Here is a 16,043-nt window from a genome sequence, read left to right as displayed (position 1 = left end):
GCGCCGAGAAGAAGATCTTCCGCCACAATGACGTCGCGCATCTGGAAAGCCTTTTGCAGACGGCCGGGCGCGAACGTGCCAAGCTGATCGTCTTCGAAAGCGTCTATTCGATGGATGGCGACATCGCGCCGATCAAGGAGATCGTCGAGTTGGCCGAGCGCTACAACGCCATGACCTATATCGACGAGGTCCATGCGGTGGGCATGTACGGGCCGCGCGGCGGCGGCATCACCGAGCGCGAGGGCCTCGCCGAACGCATCGACATCATCGAGGGCACGCTGGCCAAGGCCTTCGGCACGCTGGGCGGCTACATCACCGGCACCAGCGCGGTGATCGACGCGGTGCGCTCCTATGCGCCGGGCTTCATCTTCACCACCGCGCTGCCGCCGGCCATCGCCGCCGCGGCCACCACGTCGATCCGTCACCTGAAGCGCTCACAGGCCGAGCGCGACGCCCAGCAGCAGCAGGCGACCCGGACCAAGCAGATCCTGTCCGCCGCCGGCCTGCCGGTGATGGAATCGCCGACCCACATCGTGCCGGTTCTGGTCGGCGACCCGGAGCTGTGCAAGATGGCCAGCGACCGGCTGCTTGGCGTGCACGGCCTCTATATCCAGCCGATCAACTACCCGACCGTGCCGCGCGGCACCGAGCGGCTGCGCATCACGCCGACGCCCTTCCATTCGGACGCGCTGATCGCCGAGCTGCAGGACGCGCTGGTCGAAACCTGGGACGCGCTCGGCATCCCCTACGGTTCGGCGGGACGGCCGGCCGTCGCGAAAAGCGACCGGATCATTCCGCTGCTGGTGCAAAAATCCGGCGGCTGAAACCCGCCGCTTGCGCAAACGGTGTTCGTCCCCTTTGCCAGCTGGTGCGCGGCCCCCTCGAACTGGTCGAGGCGGCTGTAGAAAACAATCGGGGCGATGCACTTTTGAACGATTTGATCCTGCTCAATGCTCAAAGCCTTTCGATGCCTGAGAATGGAGTTCAAATCTTCGAGGAGCATCCGCCATGGGTCATATTTCCCACACGTCCTTTGCTGACTTCACGCACGCTGGCCAGCAGGCGCAACAATGGGTCAAGGAGCTCGCCAAGGACCTCTGCTGGAGCGAACCGAGCGCGTGCCGTCTCCTGAGATCCGTTCTACACACGGTGCGGGATTGGCTTTCGCCAGCAGAAATGGCCGATCTCTCGGCGCAACTGCCTGTTTTGGTCCGCGGCATCTATTTCGAAGGCTGGAACCCCGCGGTGCCTGCGCATGAGCGCACCAAGCGCGACTTTATTATCAGCGTCAGAAACAGTTTCGGCTACGATGAGGAGATCGATTTCGATGTCGCGATCAGTGCCGTTTTCAAGCTTCTCGACCGTCACATTTCGCATGGCGAGATCGTACAGGTCAGAAACTCGATGAAGAAGTCGCTGCGAAAACTGTGGCCGGTGGATTGACCGATGTTCCGCGACCGGGAAGACGCTGGAGCGAAGCTTGGCCTGGAACTGAGCAGGCTTCAATTGCATCACCCGATCGTACTGGCATTACCGCGCGGCGGCGTGCCCGTCGCAGTGGAAGTGGCCAAAGCCCTCCACGCTCCTCTTGATCTGCTTATCATCCGCAAGGTGGGCGCCCCGGGCAATCCCGAGCTGGCTGTTGCCGCAATCGTCGATGGCGACCCTGGGGAGGTCGTGCTGAACCGTGAGATTGTCGAGACCTATGCACTCGACGAAAGCGAGCTACGTGTCTTGATTGCAAATGAGCGGCCAGAACTCGAACGCCGGCGCGCTGCCTATCGCTGGAAGACCAGACCGATCTCGATTGCGGGAAAGACCGCGATCATCGTCGATGACGGGGCCGCGACCGGTACGACCATGAAAATCGCGATCCGCGCCCTCAAGCGCCGGTCACCGAGGGAAATCGTCGTGGCAATTCCTGTTTCACCGCAAGAGACGGTCGTTGAACTGGAACAGGAAGCGGACCGTGTGGTTTGCCTTAGTCAGCCAGGACAGTTCCGGGCCTTGGGCCACCACTATCTGCGGTTCCCGCGGCTCTCTGACAACGATGTTGTCTTCGCTATGGACGAGGCTGCCCAACTGTACAAAACTGGCCAGCGGCACGTTTCCGGCCTAGCTGTAAAGAACAGGAGATCGCACTAATGCAGATCCGCACGCTTTCGGCTTTGGAATGTACCAAATTGCTGACGGCCAATCGCGTGGGTCGCCTGGCATGCGCAAAGAATGGGCAGCCCTACGTCGTGCCCTTCCACTACGCCTATTCGGATGCTCATCTTTACGCGTTTTCCATGCCGGGCAAAAAAATCGAATGGATGCGCGCCAATCCGCTAGTTTCCGTCCAGGTGGACGAACATGGCCAGGGCCGAGGATGGAGAAGTGTCATTGTCGATGGCCGATATGAAGAGCTGCCCGACCGAATCGGCCACAAGCTTCAAAGGGACCATGCCTGGTCGGTGTTGAGCAAGCACACCGACTGGTGGGAGCCCGGCGCACTCAAGCCGGTCACTCCTCCCGCGGCCGACAATGCACCGCATGTCTTCTTCCGGATTCTGATCGAGCAGGTGTCCGGTCGAGAGGCGAGCGAGTAAGTCCGCAACCCTTCGCTACAGGAACGAGAGCGGGCCGGCGCAAACTGCGCCGGCCCGCTCTTCCCTGTGAATTGCTATCGCGCCATGAAGACCGGCAACGATTGACCTTCAAGCATCGACTTGGTGACCCCACCGAAAATCCGTTCGCGCAACCGGGAATGACCGTAGGCGCCCATGACCATCAGCTCAGCCGCAACGTCGCCGGCATGCTGGCGAAGCACATCGGCAACCGAATGGTTCGCGCTCGGCAGCCGGTCGACCGTAACCTTCACGCCATGCCGGGCAAGATAGGCCGCGGCATCTGCACCCGGCTCCTCGCCATGATGGAACTCATCTTCAATGGGATCGACGATGACAAGGCGCACATCTTCGGCGCCCTTCAGCATATCGAGGGACTCGCGGACGGCGCGCGATGACTCAAGGCGGGCGTCCCATGCAACGAGGACGCGTTTCGGCTTCAGCGTCGGCCGCGTGCCCTCGGGAACGAGCAGAATAGGCTTTCCCGACGAGAACAGCGTGCCCTCGATGACTTTATCCTTCAGCGTATGGCTTGCCAGCAAATCTGGCCCAAGAATGGTCAGATCGGCGTAGCGGGCACGCCTTCCGATGACGTCGTCCGCCCACCCCGTGTCGGGATAGTCTTCGCTCAGATCGGCCGATACGGCGCTCTGGGAGAGAAAGCCGGCGACATCCGAAATTCTCTTCTCGAGCCTTTTCAGCTCGGCCTGGCGTTCCTCCAGCCAGGCAGGCGAAACGACAGCGGCATACTCGCCGCCTGAGGGCGGCGCGGCAAGCTCGAGAACGAGCACGGAGAGATGGGCGCCGACCTGTTCGCACAGCGAGGCGGCTAGCTTTAGATCACCTTCACCCTGGTTCGGCCCGGTAACCGTAAGCAATGTCCTGAAAGTCACGGCGGCAACTCCTGATTTCGATTGAAGGATCAGTCGTGGTTTCAGTCATTAGCGAGGCTGCCCGATGCGTTCATTGCGCTGAATCAAATACCGTGACCGCGGCGGCATTTGATCCGCATCAACGCACTAGCAAACCAGGGCTGTAGGTTTCAGTCGATCAATCGGGGAAACGCAGATGAAATTCCTGATCGCGGCGATTTTGGCGGGATTGGCCCTCAACGCAGCTGGCGCCCAGGAACTCGGCAACGGCAAGGCGGAATACATGAACTCATGCGCCGTCTGCCATGGCCTTGAAGGCAAGGGGGACGGCCCGTTGGGCGACGAGTTGTTGAAGCGGCCAAGCGACCTGACGCGCCTCTCCAGGCGCAATGGCGGCGAATTCCCTTATTGGCGCGTCTTTGCCGTCATCGACGGCCGCGGCATGGTGCCGGCGCATGGCAATCGCGACATGCCGGTCTGGGGTCGGCAATTCCTTCCTGGTGACGTGAAGAAATATGGGCCGAATGCCGGGGAAATCGTCACCAGGGAACGGATCCATGATCTGGCCGGTTATGTCGAGACGTTGCAGCAATGAAAACAGAGGGCGCAAACAGTCTCCGCACGACACAGGCATCGATGAGGCCGGACATGGTCGTTGACGAGCAGCAATCCGCTACGGCGTTCCTGCTTGATCCCGCCTCCTATGGCATGGCCGGACAGGTCGAAGCGATCGAGACTCATATCTCGCGAATTTTCTTGATCGATGGACGTGCCTTTAAGATGAAACGGGCGGTCAAGCTGCCCTATGTCGATTTCTCGACGCCAGCACTAAGGCTGGCCGCTTGCGAAAAAGAGGTGGAACTCAACGCCAGGACCGCACCCGGCCTCTATCTGGGCGTGCGGCGCATTACCCGCGAAGTCGACGGCAAACTCGTTTTCGATGGCGCTGGCCAAATGGTCGATGCGGTGATCGAGATGGTCCGGTTTGATCAGTCGAGGCTCCTTGATCGGATGGCGACCGCGGGAGAACTGACGCCAGCGCTGATGACGGCGGTCGCACGCATGATCGTGGGACATCACCGTGCGGCGCCGAAGATCCACAACGGAACCGGCTCATTCAATTTGATGGGCGTGCTCGACATCAACGAGGCCGGCTTTGGCACCAGTCACGTTTTTACAAAACAGGAGATCGAGACGTTTGCCCGGGCTTTCCGCACCGCACTCGCGCGCCATTCCGGATTGCTGGATCGCCGGGAGGCCGCGGGCAAGATCCGCCAGTGTCATGGCGATCTGCACCTGCGCAACATCTGCCTTTTCGATGGCGAGCCTCGCCTCTTCGATTGCATCGAATTCAATGACCAGATCGCCAGCATCGATGTTCTGTACGACCTTGCCTTCTTGCTGATGGACCTTTGGCATCGCCGTTTCCCAGAGCTCGCCAATCTCGTGATGAACCGCTACCTCGACGAGGCCGATGACGAGGATGGCTTTGTCCTGCTGCCTTTCTTCATGGCGGTGCGGGCGGCTGTGCGCGCGCATGTCACCGCCACCCAAGTCGAGGAAGGCAGCGCCGATTCCGGCAAATTGACTGCCGAGGCCCGATCCTATTTCGAACTGGCCCGAACATTTCTGCAGCAAACGCCGCCCAGGCTCGTTGCCATCGGCGGTCTCAGTGGTTCAGGCAAGACGACCATTGCCGAGGCGCTCGCCGCCCATATCGGTGCGCCGCCCGGTGCGCGCATAGTCGAAAGCGACCGCATCCGCAAAGCGATGCACGGCGTGCCCGCCGAGGCCAGGCTGCCGGACAAGGCCTATCGTCCTGATGTGTCCGATCGCGTCTACAACGAAATGGCATGGCGCGCCGGCTTGATTCTCTCCGAGGGTGGCTCGGTTGTAGCTGATGCGGTTTTCGACAGACCGGCCGATCGTGAGCGGATCGAGAAGGCGGCGCGAGACCGGGGTATTCCATTCTTCGGTTTCTGGCTGGAGGCGGATCCACTCGTCCTTTGGCGACGGGTCAGCGAACGCAAGGGCGGTCCCTCGGATGCAACGGTCGATATCCTTTCGCGTCAATTGCAGCGAAAAGCCGGCCAGGCCAGCTGGCGCAGGACCGATTCCGATCGAAAGCCCGTCGACATTGCCGCGGAACTGAGGAGATGTTGGCAGCGCGATGCTTCCGAAACCCTGTGCACGGCCTCCTGACTGTTGCGGATGATTGACCTCAACCGAGTTCGAGCTTGGCCTCGACAAGCCCTGGCTCGTTCGGAAAATGCATCAAGGAGAAGCCGAATTCACGGCACATTGCCAGCATCTTGCTGTTTTCACTGAGCACGATACCTCCGATGCGGCGGATCCCATCGGCCTTTGCATAATCGACGATCTGGCTGAGCAACTCCCAACCTAGGCCATGACCCTGCAAGTCCGTCCGCACCAGCAATGCGTATTCGGCGCTGACGTGGTCGGGATCGCAGGACAACCGGCTGATGCCCGCCAGCGCGCCAGTGCTCTTGTCCAATGCTACGAAAGCCATATTGCGGTCGTAGTCGAGCTGGGTGAGCCGCTTCAACACCTGATCGGAGAAGCTTTTTCGCGGCGAAAGGAAACGCAGGCGCAAATCGTCAGACGAAATTTTGGCCAGGAATTCGGGATAGAGCGCGATGTCGGTCGGCTTGATCGGCCGGACGTGATAATGCGCGCCACCTGCCGACGTTTCCTTCTCCCAACCTGACGGGTAGGGCCGGATGCACAGTGCAGGATTCGGCCCAGGTTCCTCCACCCGCTTCGGTTCGATCTCGATGCGTGCATCGAGCGCGATCACGCCGGCGGTGTCCGCGAGCAACGGATTGATGTCCATTGATACGAGGCACGGAAAGTCGACAACCATCTGCGATAGGCCGTTGAGCGCCGCAACGATCGCCTGCTGATCCGCGGGTTTGCGATCGCGGAATCCGTCGAGCAGCCGACCGATCCGCGTTTGCCCGATCAGGTCACCGGCAAGAACTTCGTCGAGCGGAGGCAACGCGATCGCGGTATCGTCCATCACCTCAACGGCGACGCCACCCGCCCCGAACAGGAGAACCGGACCGAAAATCGAATCATGGCTGACACCAAGGATCAGTTCCTGAGCCTGTTTTCGCACCACCATCGGCTGTACGGCATACCCCTCGATATCGGCCTGAGGATCGTGCTTATGCAACCGGGCCTCGATTGCGCGTGCTGCCTCCTCGGCTGCCGCCGCGGCTGCAATGCCGAGCACCACCCCGCCAATGTCCGACTTGTGCGAGATCGCCTTTGAGAGCAGCTTGACGACGACCTGCTCGGATGTCTTGAGAAGCCGGCCGGCCGCCTGCCCTACTTTGGCAGGGGATCTGGCGATGATCGTTTCGGGCACAGGGATGCCGTAGGCGGAAATCGCCGCCTTGGCCTCGGGCTCGGTCAGCATGCGCCGGCCTTCCCTGGCGACCTGCCTGAATAGGGCAAGCACCGCTTCTCGACCGCTTGTGGCGGCCTCGCCGTGGCTCGACGGCGTACGTAGCAGGGCCCGCTGGGCTCGCGACCAGTCGGCGAGGTAGGATACGGCCGTCGCGGCATCGGCGGGTGTCTCGAGGCTGGCAATCCCCGCGTCCTGAAGGATACGTCGCCCTTCGCGCGCCGTGTGTTCGCCAAGCCAGCAGGTCAGGACCGGTTTGCCGCCGATCTTACCGTCCTGCGCGAGCGTTGCCACCGCGCTTGCCGCGGCGAGCGGCGAGCCGAGCCCGGTCGGGCAGTTCATGACCAGGACAACGTCGGTCCCGGCATCGGCCGCGATGGCCTCGACCGCGACCCGGTAGCGCTCAGGCGGAGCGTCGCCGATGATGTCGACCGGATTGGCATGCGACCATGTGGCCGGCAGGACGGCATCCAGGCGGGCAATCGTTCCCGGCGCGAGTTCGGCCAACTCCCCGTTGCAGTCGATAAGTTGGTCGACGGCAAGCACGCCGGCGCCACCGCCATTGGTGACGATGCCGACGCGGGCTCGCTCCAGCGGAGCAAAGCGGGCGGTCGTTTCAACCGCGTCGAACAACTCGGCCAGGCCTTCGACGCGCAGGATGCCCGCGCGCCGCAATGCGGCATCGACGACACGATCCGCGCCCGACAGCGCGCCGGTATGGGTCGCGGCCGCTTTGGCCGCCTGCTCGTGCCGGCCCGACTTGATGACGATCACCGGCTTGAGGCGCGCGGCGGCGCGCGCCGCCGACATGAACTTGCGCGGATTGGGAATGGTTTCGAGATACATCACGATGGCGTGGGTGTGCATGTCGCCCGCCAGCATGTCGAGGCAGTCCCCCACATCGACATCGGCCATGTCGCCAAGGGAGACGATCTGCGAGAAGCCGACATTGTTGTCGGCCGCCCAGTCGATCAGCGATGTGGCAATGGCGCCGGATTGCGACAGCAGTGCGATGTTGCCGGACTTCGCGGCCATATGCGCAAATCCGGCATTTAGCTTCATCGGCGGGATCATCAGCCCGACCGTGTTCGGCCCGATGATGCGGAAGAGCGTGGGCTTGGCAGCGTCCAGCATCGCCTGACGCAGGCCATTCTCGCGCGTAAGCCCGGCAGTGATCACAACCGCCGTCCGCGTGCCCTTTTCAGCAAGGTCGCGCACGATGCCGGGAACTGTCTCAGGCGGTGTAACGATGACACCAAGGTCTGGGACGTCAGGCAAATCCGCCGCTTCAGCATAGCATTGCCGATCGGCGATCTGCGAATATTTCGGGTTGACCGGCCAGATGTCGCCCTCGAAGCCACCGCTGACGATGTTGTCGAAAACGACATGGCCGACGGAGCCTTCGCGCACCGACGCACCGAAGACAGCAACGGACTTCGGGGCGAACGCATGTTCGAGATTTCGGATCGTCACCCCTTGTGTCTCCTGTTAGCGGCGATAATCGTCGGTCGATCTTGCCCGTTCGTTGCGTTGGATCAAAGCGTTCTGTGGTTCTCGCGACTAGCTGTTGCCCGAGTTCGACGCGCTCGTCAGCGCTGACGAAAATTGGCGAGCATCGATCAGATCGGAAGGCATCGCATGCACGAGTCCATCCTGCGACGCGCATTGCTGGTGATTGCCATCCTGGGTCTCGCCGTTGGGATCGGAGCGTGGCGAACCGGGCTCGGGCCCCTTGAGGCCGACACGATCTGGACGGTGGCGACGTTGCCCGTGGTAGCGGCTCTCGCCATCTCCATCCTGCGCGATTTCTGGATCGGCCGCTTCGGTGTCGATGCTATTGCGCTGGTGTCGATGTCCGCCGCGCTGTTTCTTGGCCAACCCTTGGCGGCAGTGGTGGTCGCGATTATGTATGCGGGCGGCACGGTGCTTGAGGATTTCGCTCGCGGCCGCGCGGAACGGAACCTCAAGGCATTGACCGACCGATCGCCGCGTGTCGCCCACCGAACGTCAACGCTGGGGACAGAAACCATCTCCGTCGAGGACGTTGATGTCGGCGACGAGATTCTGGTCCGGGCCGGCGAACTGCTGCCCGTCGATGGCATCCTGCTTGATGCTTCGGCCTCTCTCGACGAGTCCGCAGTGAGCGGAGAACCCCTGCCGGAACGGCGCAGCGCGGGGGATGTGCTGCGCAGCGGCACCGTCAATGCGGGCGAGACCTTCAGCATGCGGGCTTCTGCCCTCGCGGAGCAGAGCACTTATGCCGCGATCGTACGCATGGTCGCTGCAGCGCAGACCGCGAAATCTCCATTCATTCGCATGGCCGACCGGTTTGCCCTGTTCCTTCTGCCAGCCACTCTGCTGGTTTCCGGCGCCGCCTGGTATGTTTCCGGCGACCCAATCAGAGCGCTTGCGGTGCTGGTCGTCGCAACGCCCTGCCCGCTCATCCTTGCTGCCCCCGTTGCATTCATCGGCGGCGTCTCGCGTGCCGCGCGTGCCGGCATCCTTATGAAAGGCAGCACGGCGCTGGAGGCTCTAGCGCAAGTCCGAACCGCGATCTTCGACAAGACGGGGACCTTGACCATCGGTGGCGCCGAGCTCATCGAAATCGAAGCCGCACCCGGCCGTGACGCGAACCATCTGCTGCAGCTGTTGGCATCCCTGGAACAGGCCTCACACCATGTGCTCGCCGACTCGATCATCCGGGAGGCGCGCGGCAGACAGCTGATGCTTTCGCATCCGCGTGATGTCCGCGAGCATCGCGGCGCAGGCCTGAAGGGCCGGGTCGAGAACATTGCGATCGCCTCCGGATCGCGGGCTCTTGTGCTCGCCGACAGTCCCCTGCCCAACTGGGCGAAAGGGGGCGAAGAAAAATACCGGGACGAGGCGGTGCTCAGGGTCTTTGTAGCACTCGGCGGGCAGCTTGCCGGTGTTTTCACGTTCGGCGACGCCCTGCGTGTTGATGCGCATGACGCACTCGGCAAGCTGCGCTCCGCTGGCATTGATCGCATGATCATGCTCACAGGCGACGACGGCGTGGCGGCCAAGCGCATCTCCGCCCGGCTCGACCTCGACGCCCTGGTCGCCGATGCGACCCCTGCCGAAAAAGTCGCGACGGTCACAGCCGAGAAAGCCTTGGCGCCGACGATGATGGTCGGCGACGGCATCAACGATGCACCCGCTCTTGCCGCCGCGACGGTCGGCGTCGCCATGGGCGCGCGTGGGGCGACGGCCTCTTCCGAGGCGGCGGACGTCATCGTGCTGACCGACAGGCTGCTGCCTGTCGCCGATGCCGTCCGGATTGCACGGCGAACGCGATCGATCGCCTTGCAAAGCATCATTGCCGGACTGGCGCTGTCGGGGCTGGCAATGATCGCAGCGGCCATGGGGCAGATCACGCCCGTTGCCGGAGCGCTACTTCAGGAAGGGATTGACGTGGCGGTTATCCTGAACGCTTTGCGGACCCTTGGCGATGGACATCTGTGGCGCGCATAGTGGTCGAGAACAAGTTCGGTGAATGGCCATGGCACAGCAAAATCTGGTGGTTTGCAGCAAATGCGGCGGAGTCAATCGCCTGCCGCCGTCACGAAATGCCAGTGAGGCAAAATGTGGAAAGTGCCGGACCAGACTGTTTTCAGGTCACCCCCCGGACGTCGACGCCAAGACGTTCGATCACCAGATTACGCGAAGCAGTATTCCCGTTGTCGTCGACATCTGGGCACCTTGGTGCGGCCCCTGCAAGATGATGGCGCCGGCCTATGAAGCGGCGGCAATCGAACTGGAGCCACATGTTCGCCTGATCAAACTCAATTCCGAAAATGAGCAATCTGTCGCGGCAAGGCTCGGCATTCGCGGCATCCCGACCATGATTCTGTTCCATGGCGGACGCGAACTCGCGCGCACATCTGGCGCAATGACGGCAGGCCAGATCGTCAGGTGGGTTCGCGACCGCCTGCCGACGGTGACCGCCTGAAGTCGTCGCGCCAATGGATCCGCTCATCGCCCGGCTTGGACTGGCCCTCGCAATAGGTCTCCTTGTCGGCTTGGAGCGTGGTTGGCAAGAGCGGGATGCGCCCGACCGCAGTCGCACAGCTGGCATCCGGACATTCGGCATATCCGGGCTGCTTGGTGGCGTGCTCGCGGCGCTGGCCAGTGCACTAGGCTCCGTATCGGTGCTCGTCGGAGGCTTCATCGCCTTTGCGGCAATCTTTGCCTGGTACAAGGCGCGTGAGGCTGCCCATGACGAGGATTTCAGCGTCACGAGCGTGATCGCAGGCCTGGGCGTTTTCGCCCTTGGCGCGCTTTCCGTAGCCGGCGATTATCGGGCTGCTGCTGCGGGCGGGGCGGCACTGGCGGCAATCCTGGCCAGCCGAGAAGTCCTGCACGGTCTTTTGAAGCGACTGACCTGGGTCGAACTGCGTTCGGCGCTGATCCTGGCAGTGATGACGGCGATCGTCTTACCCCTGTTGCCAAACCGGACGATGGACCCGTGGGGCGGTTTCAATCCTTGGGAAGTTTGGTTCCTGACGGTGCTGATGGCCTCGATATCGTTCGCCGGCTACGTGGCTGTTCGCATTCTGGGAAATACGCGTGGGCTGCTGGTCAGTTCGCTCGTCGGTGCGATCGTCTCTTCCACAGCGGTGACCTTGGCGCTTGCCCGCAATGCCGCGTCGGGCGGCAATCCACTGCCGCTCGCCGGGGCGGCATCCCTGGCTGCAATGGTTTCGGTGCTCCGCGTCTGCGCCGTGATTCTGATCATAGAGCCAGGCGTGTTCGCTTCGGTCGCTATAGCGGCGATGGCAGCCGCGCTCGCCTTCGCTGTCTGCGGCGCATTGCTGATGACTCGCGACAGCGGGAATGAGGAACGCAGCGCTATTGCGCGCAATCCATTCGAGCTGGGTCCGCTGTTGCTGTTCGCGCTGCTCTTCGCGCTTGTCGCGACCGCAAGCGCTGGATTGGCAGCTCAATTCGGCAGCCGCGGCTTGCTGGTTACCTCAGCGCTGGCAGGCACGTTCGATGTCGACGTCTCGGTGCTCAGTGCCTTGCGGCTGGTCAAGTATTCGGTCCCCGTCGAGACTGTCGGTCAGGCTGTGCTGGCGGCACTGGCGGCAAATGCGATCGGCCGCCTGTCACTGGCGGTATTTGCCGGTCCGATCAGGTTCTGGGTGCCGCTGGCCGGCGCAACCCTGACCGCTGCGACCGCCGGCTATGGCGCCATGTTGTTGCCTGGCCCGGGATAGAAGCGCGGTTCTTGAGCCATCTTTGATGCGGATCAAGGGGCAGGCCCAGCTACGGCTCTATGGAACTCCTTAAAAGGAGTTCGCCATGACCAGTTTGAAGGACCTTACCCCGAAATTCCGCCATGTCCGGCTGCTGCTAGCCCGCGAGAAGGATCACCCGGAAGGAGATCGTGAAGAGGGTTACGACGTGCTGGCTCCGCTGAACGGCGAAGGGCGTATCGATGCCGAAGAATGGAAATCGCACAGGGCCTCATGTCGAGTTCGCCGCTTTCGGACTGGCGAGGAGGATCTGATCGGCCGGCTGAGACGCAAGCCCGGCGGGCAGTGGTATTTCGACTACGCCGAAGGCGACCGCGATGACGAAATCGGCTTTCATCTCGGCGACGAACGGTTCGTGACCGGTGAATATGTGTCGATCGAGCGCAACGGCACCATGCACACCTACCAGGTGGCAAGGGTCGAGCGGCCATGACGCGGCAACGCCTGGCTCCCTGGGAGTAGACCATGTCGCGACGCATCCTGATAGTGGTCGGCCATCCAGACCCGTCCCCGGATCGGCTCTGCCGCGGTCTTGCCGACGCCTATGGCGAGGGCGCGGGAAAGGCAGGGCATGGTGTCCGCCGGGTCGATCTGGGGGCAATCGATTTTCCGATGCTTCGGACGATGCAGGAGTTCGAGCATGGTGCGGTTCCCGATGAGTTGAAAGAAGCAGCCGAGGCGATCGTGTGGGCTGAGCATGTCGTCTTTGTCTTTCCGCTGTGGCTTGGAACCATGCCGGCCATACTCAAGGCATTTCTGGAACAGGTCATGCGGCCGGGAACGGCCTTTGCCTATCCGGACAAGGGCGGCGGCTTCACCAAGACATTGCTTCGTGGCCGCTCGGCGCGCGTCCTGGTGACGATGGGCATGCCTTCCGTCGTGTATCGGCTATGGTTCCTCGGACACGGCATCGCCGGCCTGAAGCGAAGCATTCTGCAATTTGTCGGCATCAGTCCGGTACGCGAGACCTTGTTCGGCATGGTCGCTGGAGCCAGCGATGCGACCCGTGCGAAGTGGATCCGGCATATGCGCGAACTGGGTGGACGGGCCAGATAACGCTCCCACATAACGCTCGTTGAATGCCGATCACGGCACCAGGACGGCGGCGCCGCTCAATCTGCCTTGCCTCACATCGTCCAATGCCTGATTGGCCTGTTCCAGCGGGTAGACCTTGGTGTACGTGTGCACCCGAGCGCGCCTGGCAATGGGAAAGAACTCTTCGGCGTCGCGGCGCGTCAGGTTTGCAACCGACACCAGTTCACGCTCTTCCCAGAGCAACTCGTAGGCCATCGCCGGAATGTCGCTCATGTGGATGCCGCCGCAAACCACCCGGCCGCCCTTGCGCACGGCACCAAGTGCGATCGGCACCAGGTCACCCACAGGAGCGAAGATGATCGCGGCATCGAGCTGCCTGGGCGGAAGCTCCTCCGACCCGCCCGCCCACGTCGCGCCGAGCGAGCGGGCGAATTCCCGTGCTTCACTGTCGCCGGGCCGGGTGAAAGCGAAGATGTCACGACCCTGCCAGATTGCGATCTGCGCAACGATATGTGCAGCGGCACCGAAGCCGTAGATCCCGAGCCGCTTGCCGTCACCGGCCTTCTTCAGGCATCGCCAGCCGATCAGGCCAGCGCAAAGCAACGGCGCCTGCGATACGGGGTCGGCATCCGTGTCCAGATCGAAGGCGAATTGCGCGTCGGCAATGACATGGCTGGCGAAGCCGCCATCGCGTGTATAACCCGTGAAATCTGGCTGATCGCAGAGATTTTCATTCTCCGCGACACAGTAGGGACAATGCCCGCAAGTGTGCCCAAGCCAAGGCACGCCAACCCTGCGCCCGATCCTGGAACGCGCCACGCCCTTGCCGACGGAATCGATAGTGCCGACGATTTCGTGACCCGGAACGAGCGGCAGTTTTGGATGACGCAGATCGCCATCAATGACATGCAGATCGGTCCGGCAGACAGCGCATGCCTCGATCCTCAACCTGATCTCACCGGGTCTCGCTATGGGATCAGGCCTGTCGACCAGCTTCAATGGCACGCCGATGTTTTCGAGCACCATCGCTCTCATGACGTGCTCCATGTTGCCCCGGAAAAACAAATGCCGTGACTGCCCAGCCTCCGCCGTGGCGCGGCCAAACCGACAAGGCCGGCGATCCCGGCAGGCTTTCGAAAACTGCGGCAGTCACAGGTTCCGGCCAGGCGGCTGCCTGCTTCATTATCTATGGCTCGACGGTGAATTCGGCCCACATGCCGGCTCCATAGTGACCTGGCACGTTGCAGATAAGCAGGTATTTTCCAGCCTTCAGCTCGACGGTCAACGTGCCTGATTTTCCCGGATCAAGCTCCGAAACTTCGCCCTTGTCGCCAGCCTTGTCTTCGTCGACGCGGTTCTCGGCTTCAAGGTAAGGAAGCGGCTTGCCGGGATCGGCAAGGTGCATCACGATCATTTCGTGGACGGTGTCCTTGGAGTCATTCTTCACATTGAATGTGACCTCTCCGGCCTTTGCCACACTTGGCAAAGCCTTGATGCCCATGGTCGCCTTGGCGAGATCGAGGCCCGGCGCTGCATACGCAAGACCCATCGGCATCTCCGTGCTCGCGCCCTTGTCCCAGAGCGAGACTTTGACAAGCGAAGCAGCCTGGACGACGCCGGCATGGCTAGCCATGAGCATTGCAGCAGCAAGCCCAAATGTTGCTTTCCTCAATACGGTTTTCATGGCGATCCTCTTTCCGGGTGGGCAGCAGAAGTGCTCTACATCCGGCCGTCATCCTGCTCACGACGTCACCCGCCGTCCTTGCGCCAGATCAAATTGATCAGCGCGGCCCCGATCGGTGCCGATGATACAATTGTCAGCCAGTTGTCAGCTTGAATTGATTATTTCGCTCCAATGGCGGTGAGAATCGCCGTCTGGACGATCGAAGATCCACCTGCGGGCGCAACATCGGCGCCCAACCTTCCGAATGGAGTCATCATGTATCGCACACTCGTTTTCACCGCTTTGGCAGGCATGATCGCGGGACCGGCGCTCGCCGCCGGCGGCAGCTGCAGCACCGCCCCAAAATCGCAATTCAAGCCCAAGGCAACACTGGAAGCACAATTGACTGGCGAAGGCCTCACCGTGCGGCAGATCAAGGTCGAGAAGGGCTGCTATGAGGTCTACGCGGTCGACAAGGCGGGCAAAAAGGTCAATCTGGCCTACAATGCCGAGACCCTTGAAAAGCTCGACAATGCCGAAGCCGGCGAAAATTGATCAGAACGTTCCGGCAGCAGCAGGCGCGCACCCATCGCCGCCGATGGTGCGCGTCTGGGATCGGGCCGTGCGGAGTTTCCATTGGGCATTGGTGCTCAGCTTCGTCACGGCCTGGCTCACCTCCCATTCCTCGGAGGGTATCCACCACTGGGCCGGATACGCCGCCGCCGCCCTCATCGGCATAAGGCTTCTGTGGGGTGTTCTTGGTACCCGCTATGCGCGGTTCTCCCAATTCGTGCGTGATCCGGCGACTGTCGCGCGTTATCTCTCGGCAATACTGAGCGGCCGCGAGGCCCGATATATCGGCCACAATCCGGCTGGCGGCGCGATGGTGATCGTCTTGATCGCGGCGATGGCTTCAACCGCTCTTACCGGCTGGCTGATGACGACCGACGCCTATTTCGGTGTGCCCTGGGTCGAAGCCGCACATAGCCTGGCGGCGCACGGCCTGTTGCTCCTCGTCTTGCTTCATATTGGCGGTGTCGCCCTGGCAAGCTTTCGCCACCGCGAAAACCTGGTCCGAGCCATGATCACCGGACGAAAACGCAGCGCCGAACCGGCGGACATCGCTTGACGATCGGCCAATCATCAATCGGGCGCAAG

At 62.1% G+C, this 16,043-nt stretch carries 17 protein-coding genes; 13 read left to right on the top strand and 4 right to left on the bottom strand.

Going from position 1 to position 16,043, the window contains the following annotated elements:
• The 4 genes from hemA to EN845_RS07965 all read left to right on the top strand — a co-directional run.
• A partial coding sequence (hemA, locus tag EN845_RS07980; protein ID WP_135913140.1) for a 5-aminolevulinate synthase occupies positions 1-824 on the top strand: 824 nt, incomplete at its 5' end.
• Between the two features lie 184 nt (positions 825-1,008).
• Positions 1,009-1,443 (top strand): DUF2267 domain-containing protein, encoded by a 435-nt coding sequence (locus EN845_RS07975; protein ID WP_127280177.1) that lies wholly within the window; start codon positions 1,009-1,011, stop codon positions 1,441-1,443.
• 3 nt (positions 1,444-1,446) lie between these two features.
• On the top strand, positions 1,447-2,145 hold the full coding sequence (locus tag EN845_RS07970; protein ID WP_127871024.1) for a phosphoribosyltransferase: 699 nt from the start codon (positions 1,447-1,449) through the stop codon (positions 2,143-2,145).
• On the top strand, positions 2,145-2,591 hold the full coding sequence (locus EN845_RS07965; protein WP_127871023.1) for a pyridoxamine 5'-phosphate oxidase family protein: 447 nt from the start codon (positions 2,145-2,147) through the stop codon (positions 2,589-2,591). The genes EN845_RS07970 and EN845_RS07965 overlap by 1 nt, the downstream gene beginning before the upstream one ends.
• Positions 2,592-2,665: 74 nt before the next feature.
• Here EN845_RS07965 and EN845_RS07960 read toward each other — a convergent pair whose 3' ends face one another.
• Positions 2,666-3,502 (bottom strand): universal stress protein, encoded by an 837-nt coding sequence (locus EN845_RS07960; RefSeq protein ID WP_127871022.1) that lies wholly within the window; start codon positions 3,500-3,502, stop codon positions 2,666-2,668.
• Between the two features lie 175 nt (positions 3,503-3,677).
• On the opposite strand from EN845_RS07960, the gene EN845_RS07955 reads away from it, so the two are divergent.
• Both EN845_RS07955 and EN845_RS07950 read left to right on the top strand, forming a co-directional pair.
• Entirely contained in the window at positions 3,678-4,076 is a 399-nt protein-coding gene (locus EN845_RS07955; protein ID WP_127280173.1) for a cytochrome c, read from the top strand.
• 113 nt (positions 4,077-4,189) lie between these two features.
• Positions 4,190-5,683, top strand: a complete 1,494-nt coding sequence (locus EN845_RS07950) for a bifunctional aminoglycoside phosphotransferase/ATP-binding protein (protein ID WP_245511683.1) — start codon at positions 4,190-4,192, stop codon at positions 5,681-5,683.
• A 19-nt stretch (positions 5,684-5,702) separates the two neighbouring features.
• Here EN845_RS07950 and EN845_RS07945 read toward each other — a convergent pair whose 3' ends face one another.
• A complete protein-coding gene (locus tag EN845_RS07945; RefSeq protein ID WP_127871020.1) occupies positions 5,703-8,384 on the bottom strand; it encodes a bifunctional acetate--CoA ligase family protein/GNAT family N-acetyltransferase in 2,682 nt (893 codons plus the stop codon).
• 165 nt (positions 8,385-8,549) lie between these two features.
• Between EN845_RS07945 and EN845_RS07940 the strand changes: the two genes are divergently transcribed.
• From EN845_RS07940 to EN845_RS07920, 5 genes are all read left to right on the top strand, one after another.
• Positions 8,550-10,403, top strand: a complete 1,854-nt coding sequence (locus EN845_RS07940; protein WP_127871019.1) for a heavy metal translocating P-type ATPase — start codon at positions 8,550-8,552, stop codon at positions 10,401-10,403.
• Positions 10,404-10,431: 28 nt separating this feature from the next.
• Positions 10,432-10,881 (top strand): thioredoxin TrxC, encoded by a 450-nt coding sequence (gene trxC / locus EN845_RS07935; RefSeq protein WP_127871018.1) that lies wholly within the window; start codon positions 10,432-10,434, stop codon positions 10,879-10,881.
• Between the two features lie 13 nt (positions 10,882-10,894).
• Entirely contained in the window at positions 10,895-12,148 is a 1,254-nt protein-coding gene (locus tag EN845_RS07930) for an MgtC/SapB family protein (RefSeq protein WP_127871017.1), read from the top strand.
• Positions 12,149-12,233: 85 nt separating this feature from the next.
• Entirely contained in the window at positions 12,234-12,620 is a 387-nt protein-coding gene (locus tag EN845_RS07925; RefSeq protein WP_127871016.1) for a hypothetical protein, read from the top strand.
• A gap of 32 nt (positions 12,621-12,652) precedes the next feature.
• Positions 12,653-13,243: an NAD(P)H-dependent oxidoreductase gene (locus EN845_RS07920; RefSeq protein ID WP_127871015.1), complete on the top strand. Its 591-nt coding sequence runs from the start codon at positions 12,653-12,655 to the stop codon at positions 13,241-13,243.
• 30 nt (positions 13,244-13,273) lie between these two features.
• On the opposite strand, the gene EN845_RS07915 is transcribed toward EN845_RS07920, so the two are convergent.
• On the bottom strand, positions 13,274-14,257 hold the full coding sequence (locus EN845_RS07915) for a zinc-dependent alcohol dehydrogenase family protein (RefSeq protein WP_127871014.1): 984 nt from the start codon (positions 14,255-14,257) through the stop codon (positions 13,274-13,276).
• Positions 14,258-14,408: 151 nt separating this feature from the next.
• Positions 14,409-14,771, bottom strand: a complete 363-nt coding sequence (locus EN845_RS07910; RefSeq protein ID WP_245511673.1) for a sulfocyanin-like copper-binding protein — start codon at positions 14,769-14,771, stop codon at positions 14,409-14,411.
• Positions 14,772-15,161: 390 nt separating this feature from the next.
• Between EN845_RS07910 and EN845_RS07905 the strand changes: the two genes are divergently transcribed.
• Both EN845_RS07905 and EN845_RS07900 read left to right on the top strand, forming a co-directional pair.
• Complete coding sequence (locus tag EN845_RS07905; protein WP_167531287.1) at positions 15,162-15,440, top strand: PepSY domain-containing protein; 279 nt, start codon at positions 15,162-15,164, stop codon at positions 15,438-15,440.
• A gap of 43 nt (positions 15,441-15,483) precedes the next feature.
• On the top strand, positions 15,484-16,014 hold the full coding sequence (locus tag EN845_RS07900; RefSeq protein ID WP_127277208.1) for a cytochrome b/b6 domain-containing protein: 531 nt from the start codon (positions 15,484-15,486) through the stop codon (positions 16,012-16,014).
• Positions 16,015-16,043 lie beyond the last annotated feature (29 nt).

It is taken from the genome of Mesorhizobium sp. M8A.F.Ca.ET.202.01.1.1 (genome assembly GCF_004791595.1).
Classification (GTDB): Bacteria; Pseudomonadota; Alphaproteobacteria; order Rhizobiales; family Rhizobiaceae; genus Mesorhizobium.
The sequence above is the reverse complement of the archived record's forward strand: the minus strand, read 5'-3'. Positions and strand labels throughout refer to the sequence as shown.

Excerpts from the sequence above, each read along its gene's own strand:
- EN845_RS07975 (WP_127280177.1), top strand. The coding sequence starts at position 1,009 with ATGGGTCATATTTCCCACACGTCCTTTGCTGACTTCACGCACGCTGGC.
- EN845_RS07970 (WP_127871024.1), top strand. The coding sequence starts at position 1,447 with ATGTTCCGCGACCGGGAAGACGCTGGAGCGAAGCTTGGCCTGGAACTG.
- EN845_RS07965 (WP_127871023.1), top strand. The coding sequence starts at position 2,145 with ATGCAGATCCGCACGCTTTCGGCTTTGGAATGTACCAAATTGCTGACG.
- EN845_RS07955 (WP_127280173.1), top strand. The coding sequence starts at position 3,678 with ATGAAATTCCTGATCGCGGCGATTTTGGCGGGATTGGCCCTCAACGCA.
- EN845_RS07950 (WP_245511683.1), top strand. The coding sequence starts at position 4,190 with ATGGCCGGACAGGTCGAAGCGATCGAGACTCATATCTCGCGAATTTTC.
- EN845_RS07940 (WP_127871019.1), top strand. The coding sequence starts at position 8,550 with ATGCACGAGTCCATCCTGCGACGCGCATTGCTGGTGATTGCCATCCTG.
- trxC (WP_127871018.1), top strand. The coding sequence starts at position 10,432 with ATGGCACAGCAAAATCTGGTGGTTTGCAGCAAATGCGGCGGAGTCAAT.
- EN845_RS07930 (WP_127871017.1), top strand. The coding sequence starts at position 10,895 with ATGGATCCGCTCATCGCCCGGCTTGGACTGGCCCTCGCAATAGGTCTC.
- EN845_RS07925 (WP_127871016.1), top strand. The coding sequence starts at position 12,234 with ATGACCAGTTTGAAGGACCTTACCCCGAAATTCCGCCATGTCCGGCTG.
- EN845_RS07920 (WP_127871015.1), top strand. The coding sequence starts at position 12,653 with ATGTCGCGACGCATCCTGATAGTGGTCGGCCATCCAGACCCGTCCCCG.
- EN845_RS07915 (WP_127871014.1), bottom strand. The coding sequence starts at position 14,257 with ATGAGAGCGATGGTGCTCGAAAACATCGGCGTGCCATTGAAGCTGGTC.
- EN845_RS07910 (WP_245511673.1), bottom strand. The coding sequence starts at position 14,771 with ATGGGTCTTGCGTATGCAGCGCCGGGCCTCGATCTCGCCAAGGCGACC.
- EN845_RS07905 (WP_167531287.1), top strand. The coding sequence starts at position 15,162 with ATGTATCGCACACTCGTTTTCACCGCTTTGGCAGGCATGATCGCGGGA.
- EN845_RS07900 (WP_127277208.1), top strand. The coding sequence starts at position 15,484 with ATGGTGCGCGTCTGGGATCGGGCCGTGCGGAGTTTCCATTGGGCATTG.